Genomic DNA, 16,737 nt, shown 5'->3' with positions numbered 1-16,737 from the left:
GTCATCGGGGGAGGTGGGGGAGCACCTCGCCGAGGTACTCGACGTGTGAGACGTCCTGCAGGTCCATGACCTGGAAGTAGACGCGCTGCGCGCCGATCGCCACCAGCCGCTCGACCTTCGCGACGATCTCGTCGCGGGTGCCGACGATGTTCACGTCGCCGCGCAGCTCGTCGACCGTGCGACCGAGGTTCTCGGCACGCCGGTCGAGTTCCGACGCGGATGCCCCGGCCAGCGTCGGCAGTGCCACCGAGAGTTTGAGTGAATCAGGGTCGCGACCGATGCGCTCGCACGCGGCGCGCACACCGGCGAACTTCTCCGCCGACTCCGCCTCGGACCGGAAGCCGATGTTGAACTCGGTCGCGAACCGCGCCGCGAGCTCGGGGGTGCGCTTGGGCCCGCCGCCACCCACGATGACGGGAACCCGTGACTGCACCGGCTTCGGCAGGGCCGGGGCATCCACCAGTCGGTAGTGCTCACCCGCGAAGCTGTAGGTCTCGTTGACGGGGGTCGACCACAGGCCGGTCACGATCGCGAGCTGCTCCTCGAGGAGCCCGAACCGCTTGGCCGGGAACGGGATGCCGTAGGCCTCGTGCTCGCGACCGAACCACCCCGTGCCGAGGCCGAGCTCGGCACGGCCGTCCGACATGGCGTCGACCTGAGCCACCTGGATCGCCAGCAGCCCCGGAACCCGGTACGTCACCGACGACACGAGCGTGCCGAGGCGGATGCGGGAGGTCTCGCGGGCGAGTCCCGCCAGCGTGGTCCACGCGTCGGTGGGACCGGGAAGCCCGTCGCCGTCACCCATATGCAGGTAGTGGTCGGAGCGGAAGAAGCCGTCGAAGCCGAGGCGCTCGGCCGCCTGCGCGAAGGCGAGCTGATCGTCGTAGCTCGCGCCCTGCTGGGGCTCGGTGAAGATGCAGTATTCCATGGCGGTCGCTGAGCCTGTCGAGCAGTCAGTCGGCCGATTTGATGACGAACTCCGACGTGGGCGGCGTCGCGTCGTCGCCGGGCCGGTAGACGTCGGGCTCGAAGTAGATGATGCGCGCCGCCGGCACTGCCGCACGCACGCGCGCCTCGACGCGGTCGATGTCGGACGCGACGTGCATGAGTGGCGCATCCGATGCGAAGCCGAGCTTCGCTGCGACGAGCAGCTCGTCGGGACCGAGGTAGAGCGTCTTGATGTGGATGATCTTCTCGACCTCGGGGCCGTCGCTGATGGCGTCGACGATGCGGTCGTGGTCCGCATCCGTCGCGCCCTCGCCGACGAGGAGGCTCTTCGTCTCGATGCCGAGCGTGATGGCCACGAGGATCAGCAGCGTGCCGATCATGAGCGTGCCGATCGCGTCGAACACGGAGTTGTGCGTGATCACCGTCAGGCCGACGCCGAACAATGCGAACACGAGGCCGGTGAGCGCCGCGATGTCTTCGAGCAGCACGACCGGGAGCTCGGGAGCCTTGGCGTGCCGCACGAACGAGACCCACGACTGGCCCTTCGCCCGGATGTGGTTGCTCTCCTTGACGGCCGTGCGCAGCGAGAACGACTCGAGCACGATCGCGACGACGAGCACCGTGATCGGGATCCACGCGTTCTCGAGCTCGTGCGGGTGCGTGAGCTTGTCGATGCCCTCGTAGATCGAGAAGAGGCCGCCGACCGAGAACAGGATGATCGAGACGACGAACGCGTAGACGTACCGCTCGCGGCCGTAGCCGAAGGGGTGCTCGCGGTCGGCCTTCTTCTTCGCCTGGCGCCCGCCGAGCATGAGCAGCAGCTGGTTGCCCGAATCGGCGACCGAGTGGATCGCCTCGGCGAGCATCGACGCCGAGCCCGACAGGAACCACGCGATGAACTTCGCCAGGGCGATGCCCATGTTCGCCAGGAACGCCGCGAGGATCGCCTTGCCGCCGCCGGAAGCACTCATGCGGATGAGTCTACGGATGCCGCGACCCGTGCTACGCACCCCTTGCGCGTCGGCGCCTGCCCTGTCTCAGTCGGACGAGCGCAGGATGATCGCCTCGGTCGGCGGGGCGGGATCGTGCGGGTGCCCGACATACCCGATGACCTCGAGCAGCGCGTGGCGGAACTCGGCCGGCCGCTCCAGGTGCGGCGAGTGCCCGGCGCCGTCGAGCGCGATCTCGGTGACCTCGCCGCCCGCGTCGGAGTAGCGGGCCAGGACGTCGCGCGTCTGCGACACCATCTCCTGGGGCGGCGCGACGTCGTCGCCGGGCCAGCCGGGGACGATGCCGAGCTTTCCGAGGTGGTTGAAGTCGTAGAAGGACGCGTCCGACACGATCGCGTCGGCGGTGCCGTGGATCCACAGGATCGGCGGCTTCTCGGCGAGATCGACGATGCCCGACACGTCGAAGTGGCCGGGGGTCATGGTGTTGAGCACCCCGAGGTCGCCGGCGCCGAAGCCCGGCCAGTTCTCACTCGTCACCGTGTCGCCGGGGTAGTTGCCGGTCGCCGTCGAGGTCGTGAGCATCGACTCGACCCAGACGTCCTCGTTGTCGGTCTGATACCCGGGTGCGACGTAGCCGGAGCGGAAGACGTTGCGGGGCGAGGTCGGCGCCTCGTCCGTCTCGTCATGGTCGATCAGTCGCTGGACGAAGTCCGGGTTCGCACCGCCACCGCCGCACCCCGCGTCGTCATCGGTGAGGCGCGAGCCGTCGCGGCGGGTGCCGCCGAAACCGTACGGCGAGACCGGCGCCTGGAGGGTGAGGCTGAGCGCGCCGTGGTCGAGCGCGTACTGCATCACGACGCCGCCCCCCATCGACCAGCCCACGAGGTGCGCACTCGCGATACCGAGAGCCTCGAGCGTCGCGCGCACGTCGTCGCTGAAGTCGCGGACCCCGCGCGTCGCGTCGATGGGTGCGTGCTCCGTTCCGCCGAAACCCCGCAGGTCGATCGCGAGAACCCGCAGATCGTGGGGCAGGTCCTGCATCATCTCCTGCCAGAACAGCGACGACGACACGTTGCCGTGGATGAACACCACCGTGCGCTCCGGCGGAGTCGCGGGGTCGTCGCCGGTGCGTTCCAGCACGTTCACCGTCAGGCCGGGCGTTTCGACGCTGCGTGCGGCGATGCCGTCGAAGAGGGTCATTCCGGGTGCCTCCCACATCCTGCGGGAGCCCCTGCGCCCCCGCCCACTCATGAGAATAGACCGGCCGCCAGTTCTTGTGAATCGGGTTTCATGTTCCGGATGCCGCGGCCCCGGGGCATCCGGTCACTCCTGTGTGGATGGCGGGGTCTGGCCGGTGTAGAAGGCGTACGTGTTGTCGGCGGCACGCGCGGCGGCGGCGGGGTCGGCGCCATCGGCGGCGTGCGCGGCGCCCCACGCGTCGGCGGCGCCGCGATAGAACGCGCGGCCCTCGTCGGTGAACGCCCACGCCTCGGCGTCCTCGGGCTTCGGTCCGCCGCCGCCGGTGAGGTGCAGGCCGAGTCCGAGCAGGCCGCCGTCCCAGCCGACACCCGTGGCGCCGGGGCCGTAGAGGTCCCAGAACTCGGCGGGGACGTCGTCGGTGCGGGCGATGTGCTCCAGCTCGAAGCGGGTCGCATCGTCGCCCTCTGCGGTGAGCCGCACCGTGAGCCACGTCACGCCTCCGCCGTACTCCCACGTCGCCTTGTAGTGCGCGGCGCCGCCTGCGGGAGGCGCGCACTCCTGGATCTCGCCGCCGGCGTTGCCCTCGATCTGGTAGCGGCCGCCGAGCATGAGGTCTCCGGAGATCGGCTGGAACCATCGGGCGATCCGGTCCGCACTGGTGACGGCATCCCACACGTCGTCGATGGGGGACGGGTAGGTCTGCGCGAGCGTCTGCACGCGCGACGGGAAGCCGTCGACCTCTTCGCTCTCGATCTCGCGGCTCACCGCGGCGAGCTGGCTCTGTACGTCGACCATGTCATTCCTCCTGGGGTTCGGTCGTGTCGGTGTCGTCGGTGTCTGAGTCTTCGGTGTCGCCGGCGGTGTCCTGTTCGGCGAGACGCCGGGCACGGCGACCGCGGGCGAGCTCGGTGCCGAGGGCGTCGAGATGCGGCTGCCAGAACCGCCGGAACGGGTCGAACCAGGCCGCGGCGTTCTCGAGCGGCTCCGGCGCGATCGCGTAGAGGCGGCGCGTGCCCTCCGGCCGCACCGTCGCGAAGCCCGACTCGCGCAGCACTCGCAGGTGCTGCGACACCGCGGGCTGCGAGATGCCGAATTCGCCCTGCACCTTCTCACCGATCTCGCCGGCGCTGCGCTCGCCCTCCGCCAGGAGTTCGAGGATGCGCCGGCGCACCGGGTCTCCGAGGATGTCGAGCGCGTGCACGGATCAATGATTGCGCGGAGACTTATATAAGTCAATACCGATGCGCAACAACGGCGGAGCGAACGGGCGGCTCGTAGGATCGGACCCATGGCTGCAGACACCCCGACCCTCCCGCCCATCGCGATCCTCGGCGCCGGCTCGATGGGCGGCGCGATCGCCCGTGGCCTCTCGCGCTCCGGGCTCGCGGCCGGGGGAGTGACGACGACGAACCGCTCCCTCGCCAAGGCTGCCGAGCTCGACGGTCTCGCGCGCGTCACGAGCGTGGCCCTCGAAGCGGCTCCGGCAGGGAACACGGATGCCGCGGCCGCCGCGCGCGTCGTGCTCGTCGGCGTCAAGCCGGTCATGGTCCCGGACCTGCTGCGCGAGATCGCGCCGGCGCTGCAGCCGGGCACCATCGTGGTGAGCCTCGCCGCCGGCGTCACGATCGCGACGTTCGAGGAGATCCTGGGTGACGGCGTCGCCGTGCTGCGCTCGATGCCGAACACGCCCGCCCTCGTCGGTCGCGGCGTCACGGGGCTCGCGGCGGGCTCGCACGCCGACGACACCGCGGTCGCCACAGTCCGCCGGCTGTTCGAGACCGTCGGCACCGTCATCGAGGTGCCCGAGTCGCAGATCGACGCGCTGTCCACGATCTCGGGCTCGGGTCCGGCCTACTTCTTCCTGCTGGTGGAGGAGTTCACGAAGGCCGCGGTCGGCAAGGGCTTCGCGCAGCCCGAGGCGCGGCTCATGGCGGAGCAGACCTTCATCGGCGCCGCGGCGCTGCTCGAGGCATCCGGTGACGATCCCGCGGAGCTGCGCCGGCGCGTGACCAGCCCGAAGGGCACGACGGAGCGGGCCATCGCGGTCCTCCAGGACGCGCGGCTCGACCACGTGTTCGCCGAGGCGACCGACGCGGCCCTCGCCCGCGCCAAGGAGCTTGCCGTCGGAGGCTGAACGCACACGCGAACGGAGGAGCCCCCCGGCTACGGCCGGGGGGCTCCTCCGTTCGGTGAGTCAGCCGCAGGACTGCACGGCGTACGCGGGATGCAGCACGGTGGACGCCTCCTCGCCGGCGACCTTCGCGGTCACCGTCACGCTGCCGGCCTCGGCCGAGACGAGCCGCGTGGCGAAGCTCTGCGCCGTGGTCTTGCCCGGCTGCAGGTTCGTCACCGTCTTCGACCCGTACTCCGACACGATCTCCACCGTGATCGGCACATCGTCGAGGTTGGTCGTCTGCACGGCGAGGTAGACCTTCCCCGCGACGCAGCGCGTATTCGCGACGCCCGACACCTCCGGTCCCTGCGAGGGGACCGTCTGCGCCGGAACGCTCTCGAGGGTCGGCGTGACCGGCTTGATGAGGCCGTCCGCACCGAACTCGAGCTTGTCGATCGTCGTCTCACGATGTGTGCCGTCGCCACCGGGCATTCCGAACCGGTGGTACGCGATGTACCAGTCGTCGGTGCCCGGGACGTTGATGATCGAGCTGTGCCCGGTGCCCTTGATGCCGAGCGCCAGGTTCTTCTGCAGGATCACGCCGCGGTACGTCCACGGACCGTTCATGCTGGTCGCGGTGGCGTAGCCGACGCGATAGTTCTCCGACCCGGTGTCGTCGATCGCGTAGGTGAGGTGGTACAGCCCGTTGCGGTAGTTGAAGAAGACGCCCTCGCGGAAGTCCGTCAACCCGCTGATCCGCTGATACGTGCCCGGCTTGATCGACACCATGTCGTCGTTCAGCTCGGCCAGCACCGGACCGCTCGTCGCGCTGCCGTTGCCCCATCCCAGGTACCACTTGCCGGTGACCGGATCGTGGAATGCGGCCGGGTCGATGGCCTGACCCGAGGTGACCGCCTCGTTGTTGAGGATCATCGCCGTCGGCTGCGCGATGAACGGACCTTCGGGGCTGTCGGCCACGGCCACGCCGATCGTCTTGCGGTTGTACGTCGGGTTGTGGCCGCTGAAGTAGAAGTAGTACTTCCCGTCCCGCTCGATGATCGTCGGCGCCCACGCGTTGCCCGTCGCCCACGGCACGTTGCCGTTCGCGCCGTCCAGCGTCAGGAACGGCTGTGCTGCCCGCTCCCAGTTCACGAGGTCCTTCGACTTCCAGACATAGAACGTGTTGCCGCCCCACCCGGCCAGGCCGTCGGTCGTCGCGTAGATGTAGTACGTGTCGCCGAACACCGCGATGTTCGGGTCGGCGTAGTACCCCGGCAGCACCGGGCTGTTCACCACGCGGGCCTCGATCTTCCACGTGACCGTCGAGCCGTCGGGCTTGGTCAGCGTGTAGTTCTTGGGCTGGGTGAGGTCGACCGTCGTGCCCGAGGCGGGCGAGACGGTGGCTCCCGGAACCGTCGAGAACGTCGGGGCGAGTGCCGAGACATCCGTCCCCTTCTTGACGGGCAGCACGACCGAGTGGGCCGTGGCGTCGACGATCGGCGCTACCTTGAGCGCATCGGCGTTCGCGAGCGAGACGTCCAGGAGCTGGTCGGTGACCCCCGCATTCGCGAGCACCTCCGCCTGGGACAGAGCGCGGTTGTACACGCTCACGTTGTCGTACCAGCCCTGGAAGTAGCCGTCCGCGGAGTAGAACGACTTGCCGAGGTACGCGGCAAGGCTCGTGCCGAGGTCGCTGACCTTGGTGTTGAGCGCGGTGTTCTGCCCCATCCGGATGCCGTCGGAGTACACCGTCATCGTGGCGCCTTCGAAGACGACGTCGATGTGGTGCCACTGGCCCGACGTCACCGACCCCGTCACCGCGGACTCCGACGTGTACGTGGCCTGCGTGATGGCGCTGCGCACGTCTCCGCCGCGCACGCGCAGGAAGTAGTACTTGTTCGAGTCCTTCCCGAGAGCGAACGTGAAGAAGTTGCCGCTGGTCTTCTCCGACTTGACGTCCATCGACACGGTCATGGTGTCGCGGCCGTCGAAGAAGCCCGTCGGGAACGACGCGAACCCGTTGGTCGTGCCGTCCAGCTTGAGCGCCTTGCCCTTGACCGCGTCGGTCGCCACCGCTGCGGTGCCGCTCTTGGTCAGGTTCGCCGTGCCGATCGAGTCGTTCAGCGTGCCGTCGTCGAAGGTGTACGTGGCGATCGGGCCCTGCTGCGGCTCCTCCGGATCCGTCGGGTCGACCGGCTCGTCGCCGTAGGCGGCGAGCAGTCGCTCCTCTTCGGCGGCCGACAGCCGCAGCACCGAGCCGTGGCGGAAGGCCTGATCGAACGAGTACTGGTTCGCTCCCGCCCCCGTGCTCAGCTGCGTGAACTGCAGGCCCGAGAGAGTGTCGGCGGTCTGGGCGTAGTAGCCGCTCTGGTCGCCCATGACCGACCACCGCCCGTCGGGGAGCTGATAGACCGTGAGACCCTCCATCGAGGTGCGCAGACCGTGCGCTGCGGCCTCGCCGCGGGCGATGACGGTGGTCCAAGGTCCGTCCAGGCTCGGGGCGGTGTCGACGACCGTGTGCCAGTCCGAGGTCGAGAAGCGGTAGTAGGTGTCGCCTTCCTTCGCGATGGTCGTGTCGATGATGTTCGGGCCGGTCGCCCCATCGCCCTTGGCGTTCAGCGAGAGCCAGATCTCCGGCGTCGTGAACGTCGTGAAGTTACGCGTCTTGGTGAGGTAGACGCGCAGCGCCCAGTCGTTCGTGCCGTTGTCGACCTTGTCGCGGGCGGACCAGTACACGTAGTACTCGCCGGTCGCCTCGTTGTAGATCGCCTCGGGCGCCCACACGCAGCCGGCCTTGTCGAACCCGGCGAACACGATGCGCTGGTCGCTCCAGTTCACGAGGTCGGTCGACTCCCACACCACGATGTTCTGGCTGGCGTTCAGCTGATCCCAGCCCGAACCTCCGGCCCCGCCGCCCTCGGCGTGGAGGTCGGTGCCGATGATCCAGTACTTGTCGCCCTCGGGAGAGCGCACGAGATGCGGGTCGCGCACGCCGAGGTCGCCGGCGAGGTTCGCGAGGATCGGCTGGTTGTCGTTGAGCTTGTCCCAGTGCAGGCCGTCTTCGCTGTAGCCGTAGAAGATCTTCTCGTAGCCGCCGTTGGTCGCGAAGTGCGTCCACAGGTAGCCGGCCGAGTAGTCCTTGTCGAGGCCCGCGGGGGCGGCCTTGACGGTCACGGAGATCGCGCGCTGCACGCCCGACCCGGGAACCGTCGCCGTGAGCGTGACGGCGGTGTCGGCAGTGCCGCGGGTGACGACGCCGGCCGCCTTGCCGCCCTGCGCCGTCGTCGTGATGACGCCGGCAGGCGCGGCCGTCCACGTGATGGCGCTGCCGTTCTTGGAGCCCGACGCCGGCAGCGTGATGTTGCCGCGGATGTCGGTCGCGTTGGGGATCACGACCGCGTCGAGGTCCGCCTGGGCGAGTGCCTCACTGCCCGGTTGCGGGAGCACGGTGGCAGCGAACTGCTTGGTCTGCGTCGAGCCCGCGCGGGTGAGGGTCGCGGTCAGCGTGACGGCGGCGGGCTGCTGGCCGGCGGCCGGACGCGTCACGCCGCCGGTGGCGGAGATGACACCGGCGTTGCTCGTCGCCCACGTCACGCTCGAGCCGTTCGCCGCCGTCGACGGGAGCGTGAGGTTCGCGGTGACAGCGGTGAGGTCTCCGAGCGAGAGGGACGCCACGTCGCGCTGTACACGCGTCGCGTCGGTCGGCGCGAGCGCGGCGACCTCGGTCGCCGTCAGCGCGGCGTCGTAGATCCGCACGTTGCGCAGGCTCCCCGCGAGGTACTTGTCGGCGTTGTAGACCGAGCGGCCGAGGTAGTTGGCCGTCGTGACGCCGCCGCCGATGGCGCTCGGCTTGGTCGTGATGCCGGTGCTCTGACCGACCTGGACGCCGTCGAGGTACACGCGGGCCGTGTCGGTCGCGTCGTCGAGCGTGTAGGTGATGGTCTTCCAGACATCGCGCGTCAGATTCGCGTTGCTGTTGACGGTCTGCTCCGTCGTCCAGTTGCCCGTCGCGATCGAGGTCTTGTAGGTGTTGCCGGTGGAGTACAGGTACCCGTTGCCGACTCCCGAGCCATCGGTGTTGCCGAACCCGTAGATGAAGTACGCGGTGGCCTGGGAGGCGCGCACGAGCACGTCCGCGCTCACGCTGATCGAGTCCAGTCCTGCGAGGAAGTTGTCCGGCAGTTTGATGTGGTCGTCGGTGCCGTCCAGTCGTACGCCTTCGCCACCGGTGAGCGTGGGCCCACCGACGTAGGTGGCGTTCTTCCCCGACCCCGAGGCATCCGTCGCCACAGTGCCGGAGGTCTCGTCGAGCTGATAGTGCGCGACCAGGTGGGGCTCGGCGGCCAGGGCCGGCTGGGTCGCCGCGACGGCGCCCGTGACCCCCAGTGCCAGTGCCGTCAGCCCGGCGACCGCTCTTCGCACGCGTGCGTGCCTCATTGCAGATCCTTTCCGTCCCGGTCGTCGGCGGCCGGGACGCGTCGACCCCCGATGGTCGACCCGCGGGAATGTTATCGCTCACTGTGAGCGCGAACAAGGATCTGTTTGTAACGATCGAAACGGCGAGCCCGCAGCTCGTCGCGAGTTCAGCTCGCCTTCGACCGGTCCATCCACCACTCGGTGAACGATTCCGCGCGACCGTCGTCGGCCAGCGTCACCACCCAAAGGTTGCTGTAGCGGCGGCCGGACGTGTATTCCGTCTCGCCCTGGATGAAGGCGAGACGCCCGTCGACGCCGACCACACGGCCCTCGAAGCTCCAGGATCCGGGTTCATCCTGCCGGTCGAGCCAGGACGCCACGATCGCGTCCTGGCCGCGCAGCGGCTCGACCCACGGCTCGTAGCGATACTCGGCGCCGTCGGTGAAGATGGCGCGGATGTCGTCGGCGTCATTGGACGCCCATGCCCGGCGATAGCCGTCGAGCCAGCGCTGGGCATCCGCGATGATGCTCTCTCGATCGCTCATGCCGCCAGTCTGCCTCCGCCCGGCGACATCCGCGCGGGGTGCGGCCGATCAGCGCTCGAGGGACGCGAAGCGCTCGATGTCGGAGTTGGTGCCCGACACGATGATGAGGTCGTGGTTGGTGACCACGGTGTTCGCCTCGGCGTAGCGGAACGGCTTGCCCGGGCTCTTCACGCCCACGACCGTCACGTTGTACTTCGTGCGCACGCCCGACTCGTTGAGGCCGACGCCACGGATGAACTTCGGCGGGTAGAGCTTCGCGAGGGCGAAGTCGTCGTCGAACCGGATGAAGTCGAGCATGCGGCCGCTCACGAGGTGCGCGACGCGCTCGCCGGCCTCGCGCTCGGGGTAGATCACGTGGTTCGCGCCGACGCGGGCGAGGATCTTGCCGTGCGACTGCGAGACCGCCTTGGCCCAGATCTGCGGCACCTTGAGGTCGACCAGGTTGGCGGTGATGAGGACGGATGCCTCGATCGACGAGCCGACCGCGACGACGGCGACGGAGAAGTCCTGGGCGCCGATCTGCTTCAGCGCATCGATGTTGCGGGCGTCGGCCTGGACCGTGTGCGTGACGCGCTCCGACCACTTCTGCACGAGATCGAGGTTGTCGTCGATGGCGAGCACTTCGCGGTCGAGCCGGTCGAGCTCACCCGCGCAGGCGGCGCCGAAGCGCCCGAGTCCGATCACGAGAACGGGCGCATCGCCCCTCATCCGCTCAACCAACGATCGGCCTTTCCACGGGCAGCGAGTACAGCTGCGATCGGGATGACGCGGCCACCGCCGCGGCGAGTGTCACTGTACCAACGCGGCCCATGACGATCGTGATCGCCAGGACGTAGACCGCGGGATCCGGGAGCTCGGCGGTGAGTCCGGTCGACAAGCCGACGGTGGCGAACCCCGAGATGACGTCGAAGAGCACGTCGCCGAGATCGGCCTTCGTGATCTGGGTGATGATGATCGTCGAGATCGCGACGATCGTCGATCCCCAGGCGACGACCGAGAGGGCGACCCGCAGCACGTCGCTGGGGATGCGCCGGCCGAACACCTGGTTCGACGCGCGCCCCTTCGCCTCGGAGATGACAGCGAGTGCGATGACCGCGAGCGTCGTCACCTTGATGCCGCCGGCGGTCGACGCCGAGCCGCCGCCGACGAACATCAGCATGCACGCGACCAGAAGGCTCGACTGGTTGAGCTGCCCGATGTCGAGGATGGCGAAGCCGCCGGATCTCGTCATCGCCGACAGGAAGAACGCCTGGAAGGTCGTGTCCCACGCGTCATTCGTGCCGAGCGTGAGCAGGTTGTCGTATTCGAGGATGAGGAAGACGACACCGCCGAGGAAGAAGAGCGACACGGTCGTGATGACGGTGAGCTTGGCGTGCAGCGACCACCGCCGCACCCGCCACCGCTGGCGCAGGAGCGTGTAGATCACCGGGAACCCGATGGAGCCGAGGAACACGCCCGCCATCAGGACGGTGAGGAAGAAGTAGTCGTGGCGGAACGGCGCGAGGCCCTCCGCGTTCGGGGTGAACCCCGTGTTCGTGAACGACATCGCCGCATAGAACGGCGCCTCCCAGAGGGCGACGTCCCACGGCACGCCCGCGACGATGAGGCCCGGGTACAGGAGGATCGCGATGATCGTCTCGATCACCAGGGTCGACAGGGCCACCGTCGCGAGCAGGCTGCCGATCTGGCCGAGCTGGACCGTCTGGCCCTCGTTGACCGGTCCGCCGTGCGTGCGCAGCGGATTCGAGTCACTCGCCGCGATGAGCTTCGCGCGCAGGCCGAGGCGACGCGAGATCACCAGGCCGAGGATCGAGGCGAGCGTCAGCACGCCGAGCGCACCGATCTGAACGCCGACGAACACGAGCACGTGCCCGAACGGCGACCAATGCGTCGCCATGTCGACGGTCGCGAGGCCGGTGACGCAGATCGTCGACACGGCGGTGAAGAACGCGTCGGCGAACGGGGTGACCTGGCCGTTCGCGGCGGCGACGGGGAGGGAGAAGAGTCCCGTGAAGACGAGGATCAGCGACAGGAAGATGAGGATCGCGAACCGGGCGGGGGAGCGCTGGGTGAGATCCCGGAAGAACTCCATGAACCCGTGGCCGAGGGCGCGCAGCGGGCTCATGCCTGAGACGGGGGCGGCGCGCCTGCCATCCGTCATACGGGGTTCCTCCTGGTGCGAACGGTCCTCGTGCGGGCGGCCCGGCGGTCTCGCTCATGGTACTCCGCTGGGCTCCCGACTAATCTGAGCACATGGCGGACATCTTCGACGTGATCGCAGACGGAACGCGTCGCGACATCCTGCGACTGCTGCTCGATCGATCATCCGCCGGAGAGCGCGGCACCAGCGTGTCGCACATCGTGACCGAACTCGGCGCCAGCCAGCCGACCGTCTCGAAGCACCTCAAGGTGCTGCGCGACGCCCACCTGGTGTCGGTGCGCGAAGAGGGCCAGCACCGTTACTACAGCCTTTCCGCCGCACCTCTCGACGAGGTCGACGACTGGCTCGTGCCCTTCCTCGACGACGACGGCGTGGACGCGGGCGACACTGCGGGAGCAGCCTTGACCGACTCCGCCGCCCACGCGGCCGAGGTCGTCGGCCGTGCCGCCGCGTCAGCCAAGCACGCTCTCGAGAACGCCTTCAAGCGCCTCCCCGGGCGCTGACCGTTCGACAGGCTCAGGGACCCTTCGTGTCCGGTCGCTGAGCCTGTCGAAGCGAGGGTCAGTCGCGACGGCTCTTGCGGCCGAAGAGCCACGCGCCCCACACGGCAGAGATCGCGACGATCGCGAGGCACCAGCCGATGGCCCACCACGGCTCGGTGCCGAGGTCGGCACCCATCAAGAGGCCGCGGAGCGTCTCGATGATCGGAGTGATCGGCTGGTTGTCGGCGACCCACTGCAGCCACTCGGGCATGGTCTCGACCGGCACGAAGGCGCTCGAGAGGTACGGCAGGAACAGGATGATGAATCCGTAGCCGGACGCGGCCTCGGGGCTCCCGGCCGCCAGGCCGATCGAGGCGAACAGATACGTGATCGCGAGGATGTAGAGCGCGATGAGTCCGGCCGCGCCGATCCAGGCGAGGAGGTCGGCGTGCGGGCGGAACCCGACGAGGAGCCCGACGCCGATGACGACCGCGGTCGCGACGAGGTTGCGGGCGAGGCTCGCAACGACATGACCCGTGAGCACGGCTCCGCTGCGCAGCGGCATCGTGCGGAAGCGGTCGATGATGCCGCTGGACATGTCGCGTGCGACGTACGTCGCGGTCGTCGCGGCCCCGAAGCCCGCACAGAGCAGGATGATGCCGGGTACGACGTAGTCGACGTAGGCGCCGCCGGGCTCGATCGCGCCGCCGAACACGAACGTGAACAGCAGCATGAGCATGACCGGCAGCAGGATCGACATGCTGAGCGATTCGCCGTCGCGCAGCGACTGCGTGAGGCTGCGGCCGACGAACACCGACTCGGCGGTGAACCCGCGCAGCCGCGGGCGAGGGGCGATGGCGGTCGTGGTCATGCGAGCTCCTTGGCGGCGGGGGCGTCGGAAGCGCCGGTGAGGGACAGGAAGACGTCGTCGAGGGTGGGCCGTCGCAGCGTGACCTCGGCGCCGGGCACTCCGTCGCCGAGTTGATCCATCGCCGAGCGCAGGCCGTCGATCGACCCGTCGGTGGGGATCTCGCGCAGCACGTCGCCGTCGGCGCCGGTGAGCACCACGGTGTCGGTTCCCACGAGGGCCTTGAGTTCGGCGGGGGTGCCGGTCGCGACGATGCGGCCGCCGTCGAGCACGGCGATGCGGCCGGCGAGCTGATCCGCCTCCTCGAGGTACTGGGTCGTGAGGAACACGGTGGTGCCGGCGCTCGCGAGCGACCGGATGACGTCCCACAGGTCGCGGCGACTGCGCGGGTCGACGCCGGTGGTGGGCTCGTCGAGGAACAGCACCTCGGGCACGACGACGAAGCTGAGCGCGAGGTCGAGACGTCGGCGCATGCCGCCGGAGTAGGTGCTCACGCGGCGGGTCGCAGCATCCGTCAGCGCGAAGCGTTCCAGCAGCTCAGCCGCGCGCAGCTTCGCGGCACGCGGCGACAGTCCTGACAGGCGCCCCAGCATGACGAGGTTCTCGACCCCGGTGAGCATGTCGTCTACCGCGGCGGACTGCCCGGTGAGGGCGATGCGCCCGCGCACCGCGTCGGGATCCGTCGCGACATCGTGCCCTGCCACGCGCGCGATGCCGGCATCGGGGCGCAGCAGCGTCGTGAGGATCGAGATGGTCGTCGTCTTGCCCGCGCCGTTCGCGCCGAGGAGGGCGAAGATCTCGCCGCGCTCGACGGTGAGGTCGAGGCGATCGAGGACGAGGGAGCGCCCGAAGCTCTTGCCGAGCCCTCGGACGTCGATGGCGGGTGCGCTCATCGCGGCATCCTTCCGTCAAATCGTGTAGGGGAGAAACTGTTTACGCCAGTAACTGTTTATGACGATAACACACTGTTTACGGAATAAACAGTCTTAGACTGACGCCATGACGGATGCAGTCGAGCCCGAGCTTCCGCGGGGGATCGCCCTCGCGTGGGGCGTGGCCGCCAACCCGCAGCGCGGCCCCAAGCGCGAGATGAGCGTCGAGCGCATCGTGGAGGCGGCGGTGGAGATCGCGGATGCCGAGGGCCTCGGTGCGGTGTCGATGGCCGCCGTGGCGGCTCGACTGGGCTTCACGCCGATGTCGCTCTACCGCTACGTCAACGCGAAGGAAGACCTCATCCTGCTGATGCAGGAGGAGGCGACCGGCGCCCCGTCGGAGGCGACGCGGACGGCCGGCGGATGGCGCGAGCGGCTCGAGGCGCTGTACCGCGAGCAGCTGCAGCACTACCTCACGCACCCGTGGGTGCTCGACATCCCGATCTCGGGGGTGCCGGCGACGCCGAACAGCGCCGCGTGGATGGACGCCGGACTGAGCGCGCTCGCCGAGACCGACCTCACCTACACGGAGCGCCTCGCCGTCATGCTGCTGGTCACCGGCACCGCGCACTGGGCAGGCACGATCCTCGCGGGCTACGCGCGGGTCGAGCGCGAGCGGGGTCTCGATGGCCAGGCGATAAGCCGCAGCGAGGACGCGATGTTCCGCACCCTCATCACGGCCGACGCGTACCCCGAGCTTCGCGCCGCGATCGAGGCCGGCGCGTTCCTCGACGAGTCGGATCCCTTCTCGTTCGCCCTCGCCCGCGGCCTCGAAGGGGTCAGCGACTACATCGCCGCAACCGGCGACGGACGCCGGGAACGCCCGCAGACGTGGGTCGAGCGGGACGACGCCGACATCGCCGACGACAAGAAGTTCCGCGAGGCGCGCAAGGCGGTGCGCGACGCCGAGAAGGTGCTGCGCGACGCCCACAAGCTCGAGCGGCAGGCCGCCCGCGAGGCCCGCGATCGACGCGCCCGTCAGCGACCCGAGACGTGATCGCCCCACGGGTATCACTTGTCACAGGATTCACACCAGTCTCTGTGTTTACACGCGGGTCGCGCGCGTTCTAGAGTGACTGCAGCACTTCTGGGGAAGGGGATCGACATGGCTGAACTGCCGGACGTGCGCTTCCTCACGGTGGCCGAGGTCGCCGAGCTGATGCGGGTCTCGAAGATGACCGTCTACCGCCTCGTGCACTCGGGCGAGCTGCCTGCGGTGCGCTTCGGCCGCAGCTACCGCGTGCCCGAGTCCGCGGTCACCGAGGCTCTGCAACGGCCGATCGCCGACGTCGGCTAGACTGTTCCGAGGCATTTTTCCTTTGCCCCGTTCCCGGGCGCGGCCAGGCCGCGTCCAGACCCCGATCTAGTGAGGTTTTCCGTGGGTTCTGTCATCAAGAAGCGCCGCAAGCGCATGGCGAAGAAGAAGCACCGCAAGCTGCTTCGCAAGACTCGCCACCAGCGCCGCAACAAGAAGTAAGCGGCATCCGCACCAAGCGCCTGTCTCCGGACGGGCGCTTCGTGTATCCGTGCCCGCAGAGCCCGCGACCCGAGAGGCCGTCATGAAGTCCATCACCGTCCAGCAGCTGCGCGAGCGCGCCGAGACCCCGCTCATCGACGTCCGCGAGGTCGACGAGTACGCCGCAGGACACGTGCCCGGCGCGGTCAACATCCCGATGTCCGTCATCGGCGGTCGCCTCGACGAGCTGCCCGACGGCGCGTTCGACGTCATCTGCGCGATCGGCGGCCGTTCGGGCCGCGTGGTCGAGGCCCTCGAGGCGCGCGGCTACGACGTCACCAACGTCGATGGCGGCACCAACGAGTGGATCGCGGCCGGCTACCCGGTCGAGGCCTGACCCCGCCCGTGAGGACCGTCACCCTCATCGGCAAGCCCGACTGCCACCTGTGCGACGTCGCACGTGAGGTCGTCGAGACCGTCGTGGCGGAGCTGCCCGAGGACGCCGTCGACGTCGAGGAGCTCTCGATCGCCGACGATCCCTCCCTCTACGCGACGTGGTGGGAGAAGATCCCCGTGGTGCTCATCGACGGCGAGCTGCACGGGCACTGGCGCGTGTCTCCCGACCGCCTGCGCGTGGCGCTGACCGCCGCGCGCTGACGGACCGGC

Annotated in this window: 18 protein-coding genes; 7 read left to right on the top strand and 11 right to left on the bottom strand. The window is 69.1% G+C overall.

Annotated elements, in window-relative coordinates; genetic code table 11:
- Window position 1: 1 nt before the first annotated feature.
- From ACLBXX_RS17655 to ACLBXX_RS17635, 5 genes are all read right to left on the bottom strand, one after another.
- Window positions 2–928, bottom strand: coding sequence for an LLM class F420-dependent oxidoreductase (locus ACLBXX_RS17655; protein WP_447659093.1), 927 nt, complete (start codon window positions 926–928; stop codon window positions 2–4).
- Window positions 929–953: 25 nt separating this feature from the next.
- Complete coding sequence (locus ACLBXX_RS17650; protein ID WP_447659092.1) at window positions 954–1,919, bottom strand: cation diffusion facilitator family transporter; 966 nt, start codon at window positions 1,917–1,919, stop codon at window positions 954–956.
- 66 nt (window positions 1,920–1,985) lie between these two features.
- A complete protein-coding gene (locus ACLBXX_RS17645; RefSeq protein ID WP_447659091.1) occupies window positions 1,986–3,098 on the bottom strand; it encodes an alpha/beta fold hydrolase in 1,113 nt (370 codons plus the stop codon).
- A gap of 123 nt (window positions 3,099–3,221) precedes the next feature.
- Window positions 3,222–3,893 (bottom strand): SRPBCC domain-containing protein, encoded by a 672-nt coding sequence (locus tag ACLBXX_RS17640; RefSeq protein WP_447659090.1) that lies wholly within the window; start codon window positions 3,891–3,893, stop codon window positions 3,222–3,224.
- A gap of 1 nt (window position 3,894) precedes the next feature.
- Window positions 3,895–4,299, bottom strand: coding sequence for an ArsR/SmtB family transcription factor (locus tag ACLBXX_RS17635; protein WP_447659089.1), 405 nt, complete (start codon window positions 4,297–4,299; stop codon window positions 3,895–3,897).
- An 87-nt stretch (window positions 4,300–4,386) separates the two neighbouring features.
- On the opposite strand from ACLBXX_RS17635, the gene proC reads away from it, so the two are divergent.
- Entirely contained in the window at window positions 4,387–5,232 is an 846-nt protein-coding gene (gene proC, locus ACLBXX_RS17630) for a pyrroline-5-carboxylate reductase (protein ID WP_447659088.1), read from the top strand.
- 60 nt (window positions 5,233–5,292) lie between these two features.
- On the opposite strand, the gene ACLBXX_RS17625 is transcribed toward proC, so the two are convergent.
- The 4 genes from ACLBXX_RS17625 to ACLBXX_RS17610 all read right to left on the bottom strand — a co-directional run bounded on the left by ACLBXX_RS17625 (window position 5,293) and on the right by ACLBXX_RS17610 (window position 12,297).
- Window positions 5,293–9,648 carry a family 43 glycosylhydrolase gene (locus ACLBXX_RS17625; protein ID WP_447659087.1) on the bottom strand — a complete coding sequence of 1,452 codons (4,356 nt, stop codon included), beginning with the start codon at window positions 9,646–9,648 and terminating at the stop codon, window positions 5,293–5,295.
- A 146-nt stretch (window positions 9,649–9,794) separates the two neighbouring features.
- Entirely contained in the window at window positions 9,795–10,172 is a 378-nt protein-coding gene (locus tag ACLBXX_RS17620; RefSeq protein ID WP_387139499.1) for a YybH family protein, read from the bottom strand.
- A 48-nt stretch (window positions 10,173–10,220) separates the two neighbouring features.
- Complete coding sequence (locus tag ACLBXX_RS17615) at window positions 10,221–10,880, bottom strand: potassium channel family protein (RefSeq protein WP_374226639.1); 660 nt, start codon at window positions 10,878–10,880, stop codon at window positions 10,221–10,223.
- A gap of 4 nt (window positions 10,881–10,884) precedes the next feature.
- On the bottom strand, window positions 10,885–12,297 hold the full coding sequence (locus ACLBXX_RS17610; protein WP_387141258.1) for a TrkH family potassium uptake protein: 1,413 nt from the start codon (window positions 12,295–12,297) through the stop codon (window positions 10,885–10,887).
- Between the two features lie 128 nt (window positions 12,298–12,425).
- Here ACLBXX_RS17610 and ACLBXX_RS17605 point away from each other — a divergent pair, with 128 nt between their 5' ends.
- Window positions 12,426–12,836: an ArsR/SmtB family transcription factor gene (locus tag ACLBXX_RS17605; RefSeq protein WP_310285352.1), complete on the top strand. Its 411-nt coding sequence runs from the start codon at window positions 12,426–12,428 to the stop codon at window positions 12,834–12,836.
- A gap of 58 nt (window positions 12,837–12,894) precedes the next feature.
- Here the strand turns inward: ACLBXX_RS17605 and ACLBXX_RS17600 are convergent, their stop codons facing one another.
- Window positions 12,895–13,686 (bottom strand): ABC transporter permease, encoded by a 792-nt coding sequence (locus ACLBXX_RS17600; RefSeq protein ID WP_447659086.1) that lies wholly within the window; start codon window positions 13,684–13,686, stop codon window positions 12,895–12,897.
- Window positions 13,683–14,576 carry an ATP-binding cassette domain-containing protein gene (locus ACLBXX_RS17595; protein WP_387139492.1) on the bottom strand — a complete coding sequence of 298 codons (894 nt, stop codon included), beginning with the start codon at window positions 14,574–14,576 and terminating at the stop codon, window positions 13,683–13,685. Before ACLBXX_RS17595 ends, ACLBXX_RS17600 begins: the two co-directional genes overlap by 4 nt.
- A gap of 106 nt (window positions 14,577–14,682) precedes the next feature.
- Between ACLBXX_RS17595 and ACLBXX_RS17590 the strand changes: the two genes are divergently transcribed.
- From ACLBXX_RS17590 to ACLBXX_RS17570, 5 genes are all read left to right on the top strand, one after another.
- A complete protein-coding gene (locus ACLBXX_RS17590; RefSeq protein ID WP_447659085.1) occupies window positions 14,683–15,612 on the top strand; it encodes a TetR/AcrR family transcriptional regulator in 930 nt (309 codons plus the stop codon).
- A gap of 108 nt (window positions 15,613–15,720) precedes the next feature.
- Complete coding sequence (locus ACLBXX_RS17585; RefSeq protein ID WP_019182077.1) at window positions 15,721–15,912, top strand: helix-turn-helix domain-containing protein; 192 nt, start codon at window positions 15,721–15,723, stop codon at window positions 15,910–15,912.
- Between the two features lie 81 nt (window positions 15,913–15,993).
- Window positions 15,994–16,092: a 30S ribosomal protein bS22 gene (locus tag ACLBXX_RS17580; protein ID WP_003792170.1), complete on the top strand. Its 99-nt coding sequence runs from the start codon at window positions 15,994–15,996 to the stop codon at window positions 16,090–16,092.
- A gap of 82 nt (window positions 16,093–16,174) precedes the next feature.
- Complete coding sequence (locus ACLBXX_RS17575; protein ID WP_387139485.1) at window positions 16,175–16,468, top strand: rhodanese-like domain-containing protein; 294 nt, start codon at window positions 16,175–16,177, stop codon at window positions 16,466–16,468.
- A gap of 8 nt (window positions 16,469–16,476) precedes the next feature.
- The gene (locus ACLBXX_RS17570; RefSeq protein ID WP_447659084.1) at window positions 16,477–16,728 is read left to right on the top strand and encodes a glutaredoxin family protein; all 252 of its coding nucleotides are present in this window, start codon (window positions 16,477–16,479) and stop codon (window positions 16,726–16,728) included.
- Window positions 16,729–16,737 lie beyond the last annotated feature (9 nt).

Source organism: Microbacterium sp. C23T, assembly GCF_053345975.1.
Note: the sequence above shows the minus strand (reverse complement) of the source record. Positions and strands in the feature narration are given on the sequence as shown.